At 45.3% G+C, this 17,777-nt stretch carries 14 protein-coding genes; 2 read left to right on the forward strand and 12 right to left on the reverse strand.

All coding sequences use genetic code 11. The features are described 5' to 3' along the window. The first annotated feature begins 106 nt into the window (after nt 1–106). Both DXD25_RS00535 and DXD25_RS00540 read left to right on the forward strand, forming a co-directional pair. Nucleotides 107–2,602, forward strand: a complete 2,496-nt coding sequence (locus DXD25_RS00535) for a GH36-type glycosyl hydrolase domain-containing protein (RefSeq protein WP_117661296.1) — start codon at nt 107–109, stop codon at nt 2,600–2,602. A gap of 20 nt (nt 2,603–2,622) precedes the next feature. After that, a complete protein-coding gene (locus tag DXD25_RS00540; RefSeq protein WP_117661297.1) occupies nt 2,623–3,042 on the forward strand; it encodes a hypothetical protein in 420 nt (139 codons plus the stop codon). Here DXD25_RS00540 and DXD25_RS00545 read toward each other — a convergent pair. The 12 genes from DXD25_RS00545 to DXD25_RS00605 form a co-directional block, all read right to left on the reverse strand. Next, complete coding sequence (locus DXD25_RS00545) at nt 3,026–4,456, reverse strand: ATP-binding protein (protein WP_117661298.1); 1,431 nt, start codon at nt 4,454–4,456, stop codon at nt 3,026–3,028. The genes DXD25_RS00540 and DXD25_RS00545 overlap by 17 nt on opposite strands. A 280-nt stretch (nt 4,457–4,736) precedes the next feature. After that, nucleotides 4,737–6,008, reverse strand: coding sequence for a mannonate dehydratase (gene uxuA / locus DXD25_RS00550; protein ID WP_117661299.1), 1,272 nt, complete (start codon nt 6,006–6,008; stop codon nt 4,737–4,739). 39 nt (nt 6,009–6,047) lie between these two features. After that, the gene (locus tag DXD25_RS00555; protein ID WP_117661300.1) at nt 6,048–7,637 is read right to left on the reverse strand and encodes a mannitol dehydrogenase family protein; all 1,590 of its coding nucleotides are present in this window, start codon (nt 7,635–7,637) and stop codon (nt 6,048–6,050) included. A gap of 170 nt (nt 7,638–7,807) precedes the next feature. Next, nucleotides 7,808–9,373, reverse strand: a complete 1,566-nt coding sequence (locus DXD25_RS00560; protein ID WP_117661301.1) for an ATP-binding protein — start codon at nt 9,371–9,373, stop codon at nt 7,808–7,810. 23 nt (nt 9,374–9,396) lie between these two features. Further along, complete coding sequence (locus tag DXD25_RS00565; protein WP_144150740.1) at nt 9,397–9,870, reverse strand: hypothetical protein; 474 nt, start codon at nt 9,868–9,870, stop codon at nt 9,397–9,399. Then, nucleotides 9,863–11,080, reverse strand: a complete 1,218-nt coding sequence (locus DXD25_RS00570; protein WP_367379908.1) for an AAA family ATPase — start codon at nt 11,078–11,080, stop codon at nt 9,863–9,865. Before DXD25_RS00570 ends, DXD25_RS00565 begins: the two co-directional genes overlap by 8 nt. A gap of 213 nt (nt 11,081–11,293) precedes the next feature. Continuing rightward, a complete protein-coding gene (locus DXD25_RS00580; protein WP_117661305.1) occupies nt 11,294–12,406 on the reverse strand; it encodes an MraY family glycosyltransferase in 1,113 nt (370 codons plus the stop codon). A gap of 10 nt (nt 12,407–12,416) precedes the next feature. Then, nucleotides 12,417–13,640 carry a nucleotide sugar dehydrogenase gene (locus DXD25_RS00585; RefSeq protein WP_117661306.1) on the reverse strand — a complete coding sequence of 408 codons (1,224 nt, stop codon included), beginning with the start codon at nt 13,638–13,640 and terminating at the stop codon, nt 12,417–12,419. A 31-nt stretch (nt 13,641–13,671) separates the two neighbouring features. Then, a complete protein-coding gene (gene wecB / locus DXD25_RS00590; protein WP_117661307.1) occupies nt 13,672–14,823 on the reverse strand; it encodes a non-hydrolyzing UDP-N-acetylglucosamine 2-epimerase in 1,152 nt (383 codons plus the stop codon). Between the two features lie 4 nt (nt 14,824–14,827). After that, entirely contained in the window at nt 14,828–15,526 is a 699-nt protein-coding gene (locus tag DXD25_RS00595) for a WecB/TagA/CpsF family glycosyltransferase (protein WP_117661308.1), read from the reverse strand. 61 nt (nt 15,527–15,587) lie between these two features. Then, entirely contained in the window at nt 15,588–16,601 is a 1,014-nt protein-coding gene (locus DXD25_RS00600) for a glycosyltransferase (protein WP_158556266.1), read from the reverse strand. Next, nucleotides 16,594–17,751: a hypothetical protein gene (locus tag DXD25_RS00605; protein WP_117661310.1), complete on the reverse strand. Its 1,158-nt coding sequence runs from the start codon at nt 17,749–17,751 to the stop codon at nt 16,594–16,596. Before DXD25_RS00605 ends, DXD25_RS00600 begins: the two co-directional genes overlap by 8 nt. Between the last annotated feature and the right edge of the window lie 26 nt (nt 17,752–17,777).

Here is a 17,777-nt window from a genome sequence, read left to right on the forward strand (position 1 = left end):
TGCAAAAATACAAAAAATATCTGTTTTCTAACCTATAAACTGAAACTTTTTATTATCTTTGCACCAAATTCATGCAAAAATTCTAAAAATAAACATTAAAAAAACAATGGCAGAGAAAAAGTATGGTCATTTTGATGACGCCAATCGCGAGTACGTGATTACTGACCCAAAGACCCCATGGCCTTGGATCAACTATTTGGGTAACGAGGATTTCTTCTCGCTTATCTCCAACACAGCAGGTGGGTATTCTTTCTATAAGGATGCCAAGTTCCGTCGTCTCACCCGCTATCGCTACAATGGGGTACCTATGGACAACGGTGGTCGCTACTTCTACATCAAGGATGGCGATACCGTCTGGAATCCAGGCTGGAAACCATGCAAGACGCCACTCGACAGCTATGAGTGCCGCCACGGCATGAACTATACCCGCATCACGGGCAGCAAGAACGGCGTAGAGGCAAGCGTTCTCTTCTTCGTTCCGCTCCACACCTGGGCTGAAGTCCAGAAGATGACGCTGAAGAATCAGACTGCGGAAGTAAAGACCCTCAAGGTGTTCTCCTTTGCGGAATGGTGCCTCTGGAATGCCGCTACCGATATGGAGAACTTCCAGCGCAACTTCTCTACAGGCGAAGTGGAGGTAGAAGGATCTACCCTCTATCACAAGACGGAGTACCGTGAGCGCCGCAACCACTATGCTTTCTACACCGTGAATACCGAGATTCAGGGCTACGATACCGACCGTGAAAGCTTCATTGGACTCTACAACGAGTTTGCCGAACCGGAAGCCGTGATGGAAGGCAAGCCACGCAACAGTTTTGCCCACGGCTGGAGCCCTATCGCATCACATTATATAGAGGTAACCCTGCAGCCGGGCGAAAGCCGCGACCTCATCTTCCTTCTGGGATACGTAGAAAACGAACAGGACAAGAAGTTCTCTGCCAAGAAGGTGATCAACAAGGAGAAGGCGCATCAGCTCATCAAGAAGTTCGATACCACCGAAAAGGTGGATGCAGCCTTTGCTGAACTCAACCAGTACTGGGATAACCTGCTGAACATCTTCACCGTGAAGAGCGGAAACGACAAGTTAGACCGCATGGTGAACATCTGGAACCAGTATCAGTGCATGATAACCTTCTGCATGTCGCGTTCTGCAAGCTTCTTCGAGAGCGGCATCGGCAGAGGCATGGGCTTCCGTGATTCCAACCAGGACCTCGTAGGTTTCGTTCATCAGATACCTACCCGTGCCCGCCAGCGCATCATCGACATCGCCAGTACCCAGTTCCCAGACGGCGGCTGCTATCACCAGTATCAGCCGCTCACCAAGCGAGGCAACAACGACATAGGTGGCGGTTTCAACGACGACCCTTGCTGGCTCATCTTCGGAACCGTAGCCTACATCAAGGAGACGGGAGATTTCTCCATCCTCTCCGAGCAGGTACCATTCGATAACCAGCCAGGCAGCGAGGTGAGTCTCTTCGAACATCTGAAGATTTCGATGAACCACGTCATCAACAACCTGGGTCCGCATAAGCTTCCACTCATCGGCAGAGCCGACTGGAACGACAGTCTGAACCTGAACTGCTTCTCCTGGGATCCGAACGAGAGCTTCCAGACCACCGAGAACAAGGGCGAAGGCAGCAAGGCAGAGAGCCTGATGATTGCCGGACTGTTTGTTGTTACCGGCAAGGATTACATCGCCCTCTGCAAGCAGCTTGCCAAGGAGGCATCCAACTGCCGCGAAGGAGAGATAGCCGGACTTGCCGAGGAAGATTACCTGGTAGAAGCCGATCGCATGCAGCAAGCGGTAGATGCAATGAGCGAAGCCGTGAAGCAGCATGGCTGGGACGGCGAATGGTTCCTCCGTGCCTACGATTTCTTCGGCAACAAGATAGGCAGCAATGAGAACGAGGAAGGCAAGATCTTCATCGAGAGTCAGGGCTGGTGCACCATGGCTGGCATCGGACTGGAAGAAGGCCTCTGCGCCAAAGCACTGGATAGCGCCAAGGAGCGCCTGGAATGCGAGCACGGAATGGTGCTGAACAACCCAGCCTACACCACCTATCATGTAGAGATGGGCGAGATTTCATCCTATCCTGAAGGTTACAAGGAGAATGCCGGCATCTTCTGCCACAACAACCCTTGGGTCATCATCGGCGAAACCGTTGCCGGACGTGGCAATGATGCCTGGAACCATTATACCAAGATTCTGCCAAGTTATGTAGAGGAGAAATACCAGACCCTGCACAAGGTGGAGCCATACGTCAACTGCCAGATGGTAGCCGGCAAGGATGCCGCCAAGCCTGGCGAGGGCAAGAACTCCTGGTTAACAGGTACAGCCGCCTGGATGTGGTACACCGTATCTGAATTCATCCTCGGCATCAAACCGGATTACGAGGGATTGAACATCGACCCATGTCTGCCAAGCACCGCCCATGAATACGAGGTTACCCGCAAGTTCCGTGGTGGCGAATACCACATCATCGTGAAGAATCCTGAAGGCAGGGAGAAAGGCGTGAAGCAGATTACCGTAGATGGAAAGGTCATCGATGGCACCATCGTTCCTTGCCTGGAAGGCAAGCACGAGGTGATTGTACAAATGTAATCGATTAATTCAAAATAATAATGAAGAAAATTTTATGCTTTGTGGCAGCTCTGGCTGCCACAACTTTTATCACAACAACCAGTACAAGCTGTAAGTTTGCACCCGACCAGCATGACGGCGATACCGTAGCCGCCAGTGAGTTTTATCCGGAAGATACCGCTGCCATTCATGCCAAGAAGATGGCAAAGATGGCGGCTGTCAAGGCAGGCAAGGATAGTGTAGGCATCTACTACATAGGCAGTGGTTCCACCAAGGACATCATCCAGCTCGTCTCCTATCCATCCCGCCGCGATACAATGATATACAGCAAGACCCGCCATATCAAGGTAAAAGGTAATGCCGATATCAACCACGTGGTTAGAGTGGATTACTACCTGCTCAACGGCAAGGATTCATTAGTGAAATATGTGGAGGAAGTGGAGCTCAAAACAAATCATTGAGCACCACTTCATTCTGGGCAATGCCCGAATACATATTCCGCTGAAGACCATAACTGCTGATAAATGTCAGCTGTATCGACTTTCGGGTCTTCGTTTCCTCCATAAAACGGACGATTTTGTTTCTCAGAATCTTCTCGTAATCCTTATTGATGGCAAACTCACTTTCCGAAAACTTCATTTCGCAAAGATTGATGGTATTGTCACCACGCTCTATCACCATGTCTATCTGGGCTGCCCGCTCCGCCGATCCGGCATCACTCTTGCTTCGCCAGGAATACAACTGGGTAGCCACACCAGAAATTCCCAACCGCTGCTTCACCTGGTCGATATGATTCATCGCCAATATCTCGAAAGAGACTCCAGCCCAGGCATAAAAACGGGGCGTGCGCTGCAACTTACTCCAATACAGAAGATTACGGAATGAACTATCGCGCAGGAAACGGAAATAGAACAAGGTGAAGAAATCTACCAACTGATAGAGAGACTTTCGGGTGGAGCAGCCATAGTTGACATACTTTCTGATGAAACCGCAGGATTCCAGATTGTCGAGAATCGTGGTCAACGATTTGCCCGACTTCATCCCGGTGGCATCGGCTATTTCCGAGCGCATCATACCATAGCCACGCTCGTTCAGGCATTCTACCACCTTGACGTATGCCTCAGAATCCTTAAACAGAGAGCGATAGAGAATCGTAAACTCATTGTACAACTGACCATTGGGATTGAACAGCAAACGGTCTATATTCTGAGCCAAACTTAATCGCTCATCAAAAAGGTTCAGATAATATGGGATTCCTCCCAATATCATATAAAGTTCTGCCAGTTCATATCTGGACAACATCATCCCCTTAGTCTTCAGGAAAGCTTCCGACTCCCCAAGAGAAAAAGGCTGCAGGAAAAGGCGATGGGTAAGGCGACCATAAAGTCCACCATGGTTATTGATGAGTTTATCCATCATCCAGGAAGTGGCAGAGCCACAGACAATGAGAACGATGTCGCGACGTGCCGAAGCCCATCCATTCCAGAAATGCTCCAAGGCTGAAATAAAATTAGAACCCGCAGTATCCATCCAAGGCAGTTCGTCGAGAAAAACCACCTTGCGTTCTATCCCGTTTAAAGAATCAAGATAAGTGATAAGCATTTCGAAAGCATCGAGCCAGTCGTGGGGAACAGAGGTTACATTCCTGTCGTAACGTCGAAGCGTATAAAAGAAATTTTTCAACTGCTCCAGTGTGGTTCCTCCCGCCAATCCTGATGTCTGAAACACCATTTCCTGCTCAAAATATTCGCGCACAAGAAACGTTTTCCCCACTCTGCGGCGTCCGCATACAGCCACAAATTCCGACTGCCTTGACTCGTAAATACGCGCCAAGGTATCTTGTTCACTCTTTCTGCCTATGATATTATTCTTCATCTTCTTATTCTCCTGCTTTAATTTCTAACCATCTGCAAAAATAGCAAGAAAAAAGCAATTATTGGCTAATTCTTATATAACTTTTAGCCAATAGCACCTATTTTTAAGTATTATTGGCTATAATGAGCGGCACATTTAGCCAATAACAAAAAAACTCAGCACAAAAAAAAGGCTAGCATGCAAAAACGCACGCTAGTCTTTTTCGTATTTTATCTAACCTGAATTTCAAATCACTAAATAGCCTAAGTCTATAACAATAAACTAAGCCTAAAATTATAAACTAATCATAAAATCCCGGCTGCTTGTACTCTATGCCCAGCTCATCATCCACGGTAGCGATGACGCCCTGAATCTGGCCCATGGCAAACATGCGGCCCAGGAGGGTGTAACCGGCATTGTGGCCGTGGTTGCTCTCATCAAACACACCGCCTGGCTCATCGGTAAAGGTCATACCGTGATCCACACGCATCGGCAATCGGCGACCCGAATTGCACTTGCCTTCCTGCTCTGCCTTCTCGAAGATGCGGCAAAGCTCTATCAGATGGCCACGGCCACCCAGGTGAGAAGCCTCGGTGAAGTTACCGTTAGGGAAGATGTAGCAGGAACGCAGGTGAACGAAGTGGGTGCGGTCGGCAAACTGCTTTGCCATTGCCACACAGTCGTTGTGCTCGCCGGCAGAGAATGAACCTGCACAGAAAGTCAAACCATTGTGCTTGTTTGGCACAGCATCGAGCATCCACTGGATATCCTCGGCACGGCCGATGATTCTTGGCAAGCCGAATACAGGATAAGGAGGATCGTCTGGGTGAACGCACATGTTGATGTCGTACTCATCACAGATAGGCATGATAGCCTCCAGCCAGTACTTCATGTTCTCCTGCAACTTCTTCTTGTCGATGCCATCATAAAGCTTCAACAGGTCGCGGAACTTCTGGACAGGAGCAGAATCGCCCTCGCTGAAGTTACCCGATACGAAACCCTGGGTCTTGATGATGATATTCTCTACCAAGGCATGATCCTGCTCCGGTGTAGAAGTCTTCTTGATTTCATCAGCCTCAGCCACGAGGTCTCTGCCCCACTTGTGCTCCTTAGAGAACTCAACCCAATCCTCACGAGCGCCTTCACGCTGCAGGATATAGATATCAAAGTAGGCAAACTCGCCCCAGTTCATATAGAGGTTGTTGGCTCCGTTAGGATTCTCGTGCGACAAATCGGTGCGTGCCCAGTCCAGTACCGGCATAAAGTTGTAGCAGATGCACTTGATGCCTTCCTCACCCAGGTTTCTCAGACTCTCCTTATACACCTCAATCTGATGGTCACGGTCAGGACCGCCGTACTTCAGGGTCTCCACCACTGGCAGAGACTCCACTACGCTCCATTTCATACCGTAAGACTCGATATACTCCTTCAGTTCATGAATCTTCTCACGGGTCCAAACCTCGCCCAGAGGCACATCATGCAGTGCAGTCACGATACCCTCCACACCTATCTGTTTCAGTTGGGCAAGCGTAATCTTATCCTTCTTGCCAAACCATCTCCATGTTCTTTCCATATAATATATATAATGTATTGATTGAATCAAAAAAATGAATTATCTTGCAGCCACATACTTGTGCAGCGTCTTTCTTACGGCACCCTTACCGGCGAAGAGCTCCTTCACCATGCCCTCAATCTGCTCACCGAATCCAGCTTCGTAGAGATCCAGACCGAACACATCCTTGCGGGTATAGAGCTTCTTCAGGCAGGAATAGTCCTGATCTGCCTTGCCCACCTCCAGCGGAGCCACGATGGTCTGCAGTTCTGCCAGCAATGGGTCAGAAGAAGGCTCGAAAGGCTTCAAGTTGTCATCCAGCGCCTTCAGATAACGGGCATAGCCAGCCAATACCAGCGGAATCAAAACCAGATTGCTCTTGTCGAGACCACGGTCGATATACTTCTTGATGGTCTCACCGAAACGGATAGAGAGCTTCTGACTGGTATCGGTAGCGATGCGCTGAGGAGCATCTGGCATGAAAGGATTAGGCAGACGCTTGTTGATCACGGTGCCGATAAACTCGTATGGATTCAGCACACCTGGATCTGTTACCACAGGCATCGCCTCGATATAACCGATCTTCTGGATAAAGGCACGCAGGTCCTCATCTGCCATCTCGGCAGAAATCAGGGTATAGCCGAGCATGCAGCCATAGATAGACATCGCCGTATGCAGCGGATTCAGACAGGTAGTCACCTTCATGGTCTCCACCTCATCCACGGTCTTGCGGGTTGTATAGAGTGCACCACCCAACTCCAATGGCGGACGGCCGTTGTTATAGGTATCCTCGCACACGAGATACTGCACTTCCTCTGCATTCACGAAAGGAGCGGTAAAGGTATGCTTCTCGGTGATGATGGTATCATTGTCCTCGAAACCATCCTCAGCCAGCATCGCCTGCACCTTCTCATGAGGGCGAGGCGTAATCTTGTCGATCATAGACCAAGGATAAGTCACCTTCTTGTCATCGTTGATATAATCCAGGAAGTCAGCCTCCACGATGCCATCCTTCACCCAGCGCTCGGCATACGCCTTCACGCCCGCCTTCACGTGGTCACCGTTGTGAGAGCAGTTATCAGTTGACTGAAGGGTAACCGGAAGCTTGCCCGCCTTGAATCTCTCGTAGAGGAGTGCGGTAAGCTTACCCATGGCGAAGACTGCATCGAGACCACGAGCCAAATCGGCATCATTGAAGGAATAACCCTTCTCAGTAATGGTAAAGGTAACCATCTGCAGACTCGGTGCCTGGAAAATCTGAACCAAGCGAGCCCAATCCTCACCAAACTGCTTGTCAGCCTTCAGACTCTCCGTGATAGAAGCGATGACCTTCTTCTCGATGGTGCCGTTAGACTGGAGGCTCACCAGGAGCGAGAGGTTATGGTAAGGGCGATAAGCCTTGTCGATGATTTCGTAGTCGAAGCTTTCCGCCACGATGACGCCACGGTCGTACTTACCGGTGTTGAGAGCATCGTTGAGGATAGCGGCAGGGAACGCACGGAAGATGTTGCCTGCGCCGAAGTGAACCCAAGTAGGCTCATCGTGAGTCTTCTTGGCAACTGCTGCAATATCATAATGAGGAAGCTGATAACCTTTAGCTTCCCATTCTGCAGCCTGAAAGTTTTCAGAAAGAATGTCGTTCAGTTTCATACTTTTATATTTTGATGTTGTTTTATGTATTCGCCTACAAAAATACGAATAAACATCGAATCTCCCTCACATTTTCGCAAGAAAAAACAAAAACTGAACGAATAGAAATCTATTTTGAACAAAAAAGCATCCCCCACCCTTACATCAAAGTAAGAATGGGGGATGTTCATTCAAGATACTATTTTCCATTCCAGGCAGTTCACCTCGTCCTTCAACGAGAAGTTCAAGCCTATCTTCACCACCTTCTTGCCGCTCATCTTGAAAGCATCGGCATAGTGTTTTGCCTCTATCTGGGCGAGAGCCTCCTCGGCACTCTTGTTGAATTTCAGTTCCATCACATAGATGGTGTCGGCAGTCTCCAGCGTGATATCGATTCTGCCCTTTGCCGTATGCAGCTCCACGAGGATATCATAGTTGGTGAGCAGGGCAAACATAATGTAGAGCGTCTGCTGCCAATGTCCCTCGTAGTGGGTATTGTCGCAGTAAGGCACCGTCTCCAGAAAGTCGTTCAGCAGGCAGAAGGCAGCATCCATATCCCCCTTCTTTACCAATACCGACATCTTGGCGATGGTCGTGTTAGCCTTCGCCGACTTGTCCGTCAGATAATGAGGCAAGAGACTTCCATATAGCCCCACCCTTATCTCCTGGTTAGGCAATGCCAACAGGTACAATTTTGTAGGCTTGTCATATCCCTTGATGGTGACATACCCGCTCTGATAGAGCAAAGGTACGATGGTGGTCATCGTTTCGGTGGGGGCATCAAAGTCCTTCTTGCCCACCTCTATGGCCTCGCCAAGGTCTGCAGGCAGGAATTCATACTTTCTCATCATATTGATGAGATAGGTAGGTGTGCCCGATCCGAACCAGTAATCATCCATTCTGCCATCAGCAAAGCAATTCAACAAACTGTAAGGATTGAAGACATCAGGCGATGGCCAGCAGAAGTGATAACCATCATAATGGTCTTTCAGCTCCTGGATGGTCTCCTCCCTGTTCAGTTCCAGATGCTCAGCAAGAGCATCGATGTCATCGCTCATCTGGGTCAACATTTCCTCCTTGGTGATGCCGCAGATACCGGCATAAGGCTCGTCCATGCTCACATTCTTGATATTGTTCAGCTCACTGAAGATGCTGAGTTGCGAGAACTTCGTGATGCCCGTCAGGAAGACAAATCGGAGCAATGGCTCGCAATCTTTCAAGGGACTGTAGAAATTGCGCATCGTATTGCGCAAAACATCGAGTTTTTCCTTCTCATGCGCCACATCCAGCAGCGGAGCATCATATTCATCGATGAGCACCACAGCCTGCTTGCCAGTCTTTGCAGTAACTGTTCTTATCAAGTTGAGCAAACGAACGTTTGGGGCTGGAGAATCATAATCCACTCCAAACCTATCCTCATTTTCCTTCAATATATATAAGAGGTATTGATCCAGCTGTTCCTTCTCCATGTGTTTGCCTCCAGCCAGGCTGAAGTGCAGCACGGGATAAGTATTCCACTCTTTCTCCAGCTCCTCAATGACAAGTCCCTTGAACAGTTCCTTCTTGCCTTCGAAATAACTCTTGAAAGTGGAAACCAGCAGCGACTTACCGAAACGGCGAGGTCGGCTCAGGAAGAAATACTTTCCATCTGTATGTGTCATACGATAGATATATTCCGTCTTGTCGATATAGAGGTTGTCCAACTTGCGGATTTCCTCAAATGTCTGAATTCCTATAGGATATAATTTTCTTGCCATAATCAAACGCTATCTAATGAAATCTATTTCAGTTTGTCTTGCCTCAAAAAGTCAGGCTGACCAGACTTCAAACAGATTAATTCACAATTATACTTTCTGCGGAAATCAACTTTCGCTCTTTCAACAACAGACCTTCCTGTGTTTGCAGGAATTTTATTTGCAACAATCCTAGCTTTCGTCCATTTCGTTCTGTTTCGAGCAAACAGGGGAAAAGATAATGTTGCATCAAGCTGTTTCACAGCATGAGCCACATCAGAACCTTTCAGTTCAACAAACACACTTACTCTTTCATCCGTATCGGTTGTTGCAACAATAAGCTTGTCACACTTGTCCTTATCTGCACCTTTTATAATGTTATCATCTACTTGATAAGCCACACAATCCATCGGAGGAACAAAGTTCAGCAAATAAACTGTCGAACGCTCCTTCAGACTGATTTTCGGACATTTTCTAACTTCCTTTTCTGCCAGATAACCTGCCAAAAAATTATTATTCATTGCCATATATCATCTCATCAAGTTCAGAAGATAATTCAGATATTTCATCAGAAAGAGAATCAAGATAATCACCCATGATAAAATGGTATTCATCATCCACGATATTCTCCATTTTTCCTTCATCCGTCATGCAGTATGCCGAATACCATGAAATCGGGATTGCATATTCCAACATATCCCCCATTTTCTCATCCGGCATTTTTTCCTTAGCCATCGCAGCCTTCATCAGCACATTCAGAGAAGTCAGCACATACGGACTATGTGTGGTCATAACCACATAACTATTTGTCCCCGACTGATCATAAGCCTTCTTGATATTTTTCACAATCTCCTTCACCATCGCAAACTGCGACTTCGGGAACAGATTTTCCTCTAGCTCCTCAATATACAGCTGGGCGAATTTATATCTATACATCTTAGTTCCCCTAATCACATCATCCGCACTGATTTCCTTATTCTCATCATCAAGCACAATCTTTGCCACCAGACTCGTTAAATCAGTAAGGCTCGACTTAGGAATCTTCCCCACCTGTCCGGTCACATAATCCACAAGTACAGCCAAAGGCAAAGCCGACTGGATACCGCTGGAAGCATAAACAGGCGCTATCGTTCTGCCCGCTTTCTCCAACACGATTCTGTCAGTATCCGTAACATTATCATAATAATATTTCATATTATCATCAAAGGGAATCCTCAGCGGATGCTTGATATCATATTCCTTCTTCGCCTCCTGGTATTCCAGGAGATAATTAAAGATCGAATCATAATCAGAGGAGCGATACACCTTATCAATGTTCTGGATAGCCGAAACCAGATTGCGCTCCGAAGGAATAAAACTCAGTTTCGCATTATAGCGTTCAGTTTTGAAATTCGCTTTCTTTCTGATTTTCACATTCGCCTTCACGCCATTCATCTCGATGGTAAGGCAATCACCATCATAAAAGATATAAGAATCGGCAATAAAGAAAGCATCATCGAAACGATGAAACTTCTTCAGCTCTTTCAGGAAGCGGCCATAATGAGTATATTTCTTCAGCAGATTCTCGCCATCAAGCATGATTCGCTTTTCTATCCAGCGACAGAAGCACAATATTTTCATAAAGGTACTTTTTCCCGAAGACTGTTTACCCACAATAAGCATTACGGCAGACAAAGCGATGTCTCCCGTATCAACAATTGGGCCTATATTTTTAATTCTTACCTTAGGCATATCTATAATAATGAATGTTCAAATGCAAAGTTACGCAATAAAACTCAAAAATGCACTTCTTACTTTATCTTTTTATATATTTTTACACATTACACCCATATAACCTTTTCCCCATAAAGCACCACTTCCACCCCCCACAAACGCAAAAATCCCGGCCCAGAGATTCCATAGAATCTCCGAGCCGGGAATATCTTGGTATTTATATTTAGAGAATTATATTTCCTGTTTCGACCTTCTGGTGTGCAGGATGACATCCAGGATAAGGTGGAACACAATCCATACCACGATGTCTATGCCCAGGATATACGTGATGTTCACATCCCCTATCAGCGCCACGTTGATCAGGATAAACATCAGCGAGAGCAGACAGATGCTTACCATCACCTGTCTCACTTTCAGCCCACATCTCAGCAGCTTGTGGTGGATATGGTTCTTGTCCGGCAAGAACGGGTTCTTCTTGCATCTCAGTCGGTGCCCCACCACTCTCACCACGTCGAGCAGCGGCACCAGCATGGTGGTAAACGCCAGCACCATGTTATAGTCGCTCACGGCACGGGGATGCACATCCACCGTACTCAGGTGAATCATCAGGAAGCTGATGATATATCCCAGCGACAGCGAACCCGAATCACCCATGAAGAGCTTCCTGCCCCTCATCTCGTTTCCAAACACATTATAATACCAGAACGGGATGATCACACCCAGTGCCGAGATACACAGCAGGGCATAGGAGTGCAGTCCCAGCCAGACATGCAGCCCCGCCAGAGCCACCAGCGAGATGGCACAGAGCCCCGAAGCCAGACCGTCGATGCCGTCTATCAGGTTGATGGCATTGGTAACATACACCACGATGAGCACGGTAAACGGCATGCCGAACCATGGTGAAACCTGATACACCCCGAAGAGACCGTCGAGCGACTTGATCCATACGCCCGAAGCCACGAGCAGACTTGCCGCCAATATCTGCACCAGGAACTTCTTCTTATACCCCACGCCGATGAGGTCGTCGGCAAGTCCCACCAGGAAGAGCATCATGCTCCCCACCAGCAGGGCGAGGAACTCATAAGGCACTTCCCCCTGCATGGATTTGCTGTTATATCCCAACAAATAGGCTATCAGCATAAGCCCACCCATGGTAATCAGCATCACAGGGAAGAAAGCAAGACCACCCAACCTTGGTATCGGCGCATGATGCACCTTTCTCTCGTCAGGCATGTCAAACAATCTTTTCTTATGAGATATCAGAAGAATATTAGGTAGCACCATCATGGCGATAGCCACCGCCACGATGAATGCACCTATCATATATAAGTAAATGGTTTCCATAAAAAGGGGATTAGATATGATAAACTCCCTCCAGTGGACAGATATTGAAGCAATCCATTACCACCTTACCCTTGAGTTTATCCCAGTTCTGCTTGATATGGTCGTGCTTTACCATGATTACCACCATATCAATATCCTTCAGGAAGTCTTCGAAATTATCAAACTGATTCTCTGCAATCTTATGATTCTCCAGGAAAGGATCATAACACTTCAATGGTCTAGCCAGATGTCTTTCCTGTGCCTCAAGGAGCTGCAAGGTAGGCGACTCACGATAGTCGTCCACATTCTCCTTATAGGTCAAGCCATAGAGACCTACACGACGGTTGTCTGTGATACCGTTCTCCTTCATGATTTCATAGATGCGGTTCAATACGAAGGTAGGCTGCGAATCATTGGTCTTCATAGACTCGTCGATTACCTTAGCCAACTGAGGGTAATCACCCACCAGGAACCAAGGATCCACCGAGATACAGTGACCACCCACGCCCGGACCAGGCTGCAGGATATTCACACGAGGATGCATGTTGCAGATTTTGATGATTTCATACACATCCATATTATCATGACGGCAGATACGAGACAACTCGTTGGCAAAGGCGATGTTCACAGCTCTGAAGGTATTCTCCACCACCTTGGTCATTTCAGCCGAACGGATATCCGTGACCACGATTTCCCCCTGGCAGAAACTCTTGTAGTACTCCTTCACCTTCTCGCCAATCTCCTTGGAGTCAGCACCGATGGTACGATTGTTATGCAGCAGCTCATATACCATATTACCAGGGATGATACGCTCTGGAGCATGCACCAGATTGATGTCTTCACCGATAACGAAACCATTCTCCTCTACCACTGGACGGACAAACTTGTCGATAGTACCCGGACTTACGGTAGATTCAATGACAACCGTAGCACCCTTAGGGCATACCTTCATCACATTCTTGATGGCTGCAACAACATAGCAGGCGTCTACTTTCTTAGAAAACTTGTCGTATGGGGTAGGCACAGATACGATATACATATCCGTCTTCTGATACTCTGTGGTAAACTTGATACCAGCCTTCAGCGCATTCTGGAAAAGTTCATCCAGTCCATCCTCCTTGAAAGTAGTATGACCAGCAATCAAAGTATCCACCAACTCCTTGTTATAGTCAGTACCAATCACCTCTACACCGTGTGCAGCCATCATCAAGGCTGTAGGCAAACCGATGTAGCCTAAACCTATTACATTAATCATATCATTTAATCTTAATTTGTTTTACTTTTATTTATTCAGCGAGTATCTTCACGATTCTCTCGCATGCCTTACCGTCTCCGTAAGGATTCACAGCCTTCGACATCTTTTCGTAGGCATTTTCATCTTCCAGCAGGGTGCTTACCTCATCCATTATCTTCTGGTAGTCGGTACCTACCAGGTGAACCGTTCCGCTAGCCAAAGCCTCCGGTCTTTCTGTGGTATCACGCATCACGAGCACAGGCTTGCCCAATCCTGGAGCCTCCTCCTGAATACCGCCAGAGTCAGTGAGTACGATGGTAGCCTTCTCCATCAGATATACAAACTCCAGATACTGCAGCGGCTCGATGAAGAACATATTATCCAGGTTGCTCAAATCCTCACCAAACACCTCATGGATAGGCTTTCTTACATTCGGATTCAAATGCATTGGGTAAACGAAATCCACTTCCGGATACTTGTTCTTCAGATCCTTGATAGCAGTCACCATGTGGATGAAGCCTTCACCGAAGTTCTCACGGCGATGACCGGTAATCAACACCAACTTTCTGCCGTCAGCCAGACGGTTCACATCATAGCCAGCCTTCTTGAGAATCCCCTCCTGCTCCTTCGCCAAAGAGTCATCGTTCTTCAACTTATTCACCACCATGTGCAGGGCATCAATCACAGTATTACCAGTTACGTAGATCTTTCCCTGCGCTTTCTCTTCCTTGAGATTGCTTTCTGAAAGAGGAGTTGGCGAAAAGTTGTAGTTGGCAATACGGCCAGTAATCTGTCGGTTCATCTCCTCAGGCCATGGCGAGTAGATGTTGTGGGTACGAAGACCAGCCTCTACATGACCTACAGGAATCTGCTGATAGAATGCAGCAAGGGCGGCAGCTGTAGATGTAGTAGTATCACCATGTACCAGTACCACATCAGGCTTGCACTCCTTGAACACATCTCTCATACCTGTCAATACCCTGGCGGTAACATCATACAAGTCCTGTCCCTGCTTCATGATATTGAGGTCGAAGTCAGGCTTCACTTCAAAGATGTTCAACACCTGGTCGAGCATTTCCCTATGCTGACCTGTTACGCAAACGATGGTTTCAAACTCATCGTTATGCTTCTGAAACTCCTTCACCAGTGGGCACATCTTGATGGCCTCAGGTCGGGTTCCGAAGACTAACATTACTCTCTTCATATATCTATATTTTCTTTGTTATCAACCAATATGCGAACTTCACAAGATGAATCTGTCGCTTGATTCTCTTAGGTTCCTTGATGAGTCGATAGGCAAACTCCAGGTTATGGTTAACCCACCATTTAGGTGCTCTCTGCACATGCCCTGTATAAACATCGAAGCTGCCTCCCAACCCCTGAAAGATTGCAGGATGGCACTTTTGGATCCTCTCCATCAGCAGTTCCTGCTTAGGCGATCCCATTGCCACGAATACCACATCCGGTTTCTTTCTTGCTATATCCTCTATCAGCTTCTCTTCAGCATACTCCTCTTTCAGATAACCGTTACGATAGCCCACGATGTTAATACCAGGAAACTCTTTTTTCAGTTTCTCTACGGTCTCCTCTATCACAGCCTGCTTTCCGCCTACCAGATAGAAAGTCTTTTCCTGATAGAATCGCTTAACAATCTTAAGCCAGAGTTCGCATCCCGGAATCTTACAGGCATCCTTTACACCATTCTGCTTCAAAGCCATCATCGCTCCCGCACCATCACAATAGCCCAGGTTGCGGTTGATAATACTTCTGGTTTGCGTGGTGGCATGCAGAATCTTCTCGGCATTGATAGCCACAAGAATTCCCTTGTGCTCATCCACATAATTCAATAATTGCTCTTCCGAAGTAAATGGATATACATTTACCCCGTTCAATGAAATTGTCTTCATCTTGTTATTTTGAATATATATCGTTTTTCGTTATTTCTCCTCATTATTTACAACACCATCATTAAGAAAAGAATGCATTTTCTACAATATGCCTATATTGATTGAACATGCGAGTATCTTCAAAATATTTCAAATACAGATTTCTAGAGTTCTTAGAAAGCTTGATATATTGTTCGCTACTAGGAAGTGGCAAAGTATTCAGGGTGTTTAATAGACTTTCAAAATTTGAACAAACGAAACCATTGAAGCCATCTTTATTCACATCAAGTACAGGTTTTATATCATTCGTAATTAAAGGCTTACCTAACATACAGCCTTGAACTAAAGATAAGGGTAATCCTTCATTTTTAGAAAAGAGCATTACGTAATCATAATTTGGCAATTCCTGAATCATATCAATAAAGCCAAGATACTCAAAATGTTTATCATCTTTGATTACTCGCAAAAGTTCCTCTGCTTGTTCACCTTTTCCAGCAAAACTGATTTTAATATGATCTTTAAGCTTACATTTTAAAAATTTAGCTAATTCTACTTGTTGCTTCACAGAACAAATACGGCCTGCTAACAACACTTTAACTTCCCCATCTTCCTTGGTCTGCTCAGATTTCTGATAAAAATCTTTAATTCCATTAAATACGACATGGACATTTTGGGGCTGTTGCCAAAAATAATCAACCAAATTTTCTTTAACCCCATTAGAAACTGCAATAATATTTTTAGGAAGCCAGGAAAGACACTTTAAATTTGAAAACGTATTATGAGCTACATGTATAATATTAAATGTTTTCCAGAAAGCAATTATTCGGAAAATCTCCAAAAGCGTCGTATTCTTTCTGTGGTGAGATAAGAAAACCGTATTGCAAGATGCATATTTAAACACGTTACGCATAGAGAACTGTTCAAAAACAGCCTTATTCTTATAAACTGCATCAATTTTACTCAAAGGCGTATCAGTCAATACTATTGGCTTATCTGTTTCATTCAAAGCATGAGCCAATTGCAAGGTAACATCTTGCGCTCCTCCTTGATTAGCAAAATTAGAATAAATAGATATTACACGATATTGATTATTCATAAGCATATTGTTTTACAACATTAAAAGCATACAAGAACCAAGCTTGAAATTCTATATAAGGTATTCTATTCATACCATAAATAAATCTTTCCGGATACATATATCCTTTCTTTTTATTAAAAAAACAGTCGTACGAATAACTCAATAGCTTTGAAACCAAATCAGGACGTGGATAAAATTTAGAAAAGAAAATCAATGCTTCGGCAATATCTCTTCCATCCGTTTTTACAAACAACCAAGTATTATGTGGCATATATCTTTTATCATAGCGCTTTGGTATGAGATATTCTCCTTTATTTTCAAATAAAGAAAGATAAAATTTAACCCCTTTAGAAATCACATTTTTTATTTCAAAATCAAGAAATTCTTGAACTTTACACAATGCTTGAAGTATATAAGCCTGATGGAAACAATCGATAGTAGCTCTTTCAGGCTTAGCTGCATAAAACCAGCTACCCTCCTCGTTCTGCTTATTACATATATAAATAATGCCACGCTTGCCCATTTGTGTATATTCATTAATCTTATATTTCATTCCAAGTTCTATCAAAAAAGAACTTATAATAGCACTAGCATTAAAAACTTCCCTTTTTATATGATGACCATATCGAAAATAAATGCCATTTTCGCCATAATCAATATATCCCAATTCATTTATCAGATATTTTGCTATAGAAATTAATATTTCCCTTCGTTCTTGTTCGGCAACAATGCCCGATTCATCTTCAAGCAAGAACTGTCCAAACCAAACAGTATTCAACGGGGTTGGATCATCCTCCGAATCTTCATACAAGCTTATGGCAATCTTAATACCTTGCTTCAATGCAAAATTATCAACTTTGGGGGACTGAAGAGAAAGTACCCTATCATATATCTTTTCTAAGACATTAATATCCTTCTCTATAGAATAAGCCTTTAATAAAGCGACATTTACCTGAGGAGTTATGGGAAACAAATGTCCTTCCTTCAACTTCATATTACGAACATTGATAGGACACAATCTAAAGAATGTTCTTATCAAAACGTTTATTTTCTGATTATCAACAAAAAGACAAGTTGGTACATCATTACATTCTATATAATTATAGTCATGTTTTACTAACCAACTCTTTATACCAGAAATCATTTCGTCCAAATAGACTTTATTCATGATTATTTTCTTTTGTTATTTCGTTA

The sequence above is a fragment of the Prevotella sp. TF12-30 genome, assembly GCF_003436715.1.
Lineage (GTDB): Bacteria > Bacteroidota > Bacteroidia > Bacteroidales > Bacteroidaceae > Prevotella > Prevotella copri_A.

Bases quoted from the DNA above. Each gene is read 5' to 3' on its own strand.
- DXD25_RS00535 (WP_117661296.1), top strand. From the start codon at position 107: ATGGCAGAGAAAAAGTATGGTCATTTTGATGACGCCAATCGCGAGTAC.
- DXD25_RS00540 (WP_117661297.1), top strand. From the start codon at position 2,623: ATGAAGAAAATTTTATGCTTTGTGGCAGCTCTGGCTGCCACAACTTTT.
- DXD25_RS00545 (WP_117661298.1), bottom strand. From the start codon at position 4,456: ATGAAGAATAATATCATAGGCAGAAAGAGTGAACAAGATACCTTGGCG.
- uxuA (WP_117661299.1), bottom strand. From the start codon at position 6,008: ATGGAAAGAACATGGAGATGGTTTGGCAAGAAGGATAAGATTACGCTT.
- DXD25_RS00555 (WP_117661300.1), bottom strand. From the start codon at position 7,637: ATGAAACTGAACGACATTCTTTCTGAAAACTTTCAGGCTGCAGAATGG.
- DXD25_RS00560 (WP_117661301.1), bottom strand. From the start codon at position 9,373: ATGGCAAGAAAATTATATCCTATAGGAATTCAGACATTTGAGGAAATC.
- DXD25_RS00565 (WP_144150740.1), bottom strand. From the start codon at position 9,870: ATGAATAATAATTTTTTGGCAGGTTATCTGGCAGAAAAGGAAGTTAGA.
- DXD25_RS00570 (WP_367379908.1), bottom strand. From the start codon at position 11,080: ATGCCTAAGGTAAGAATTAAAAATATAGGCCCAATTGTTGATACGGGA.
- DXD25_RS00580 (WP_117661305.1), bottom strand. From the start codon at position 12,406: ATGGAAACCATTTACTTATATATGATAGGTGCATTCATCGTGGCGGTG.
- DXD25_RS00585 (WP_117661306.1), bottom strand. From the start codon at position 13,640: ATGATTAATGTAATAGGTTTAGGCTACATCGGTTTGCCTACAGCCTTG.
- wecB (WP_117661307.1), bottom strand. From the start codon at position 14,823: ATGAAGAGAGTAATGTTAGTCTTCGGAACCCGACCTGAGGCCATCAAG.
- DXD25_RS00595 (WP_117661308.1), bottom strand. From the start codon at position 15,526: ATGAAGACAATTTCATTGAACGGGGTAAATGTATATCCATTTACTTCG.
- DXD25_RS00600 (WP_158556266.1), bottom strand. From the start codon at position 16,601: ATGAATAATCAATATCGTGTAATATCTATTTATTCTAATTTTGCTAAT.
- DXD25_RS00605 (WP_117661310.1), bottom strand. From the start codon at position 17,751: ATGAATAAAGTCTATTTGGACGAAATGATTTCTGGTATAAAGAGTTGG.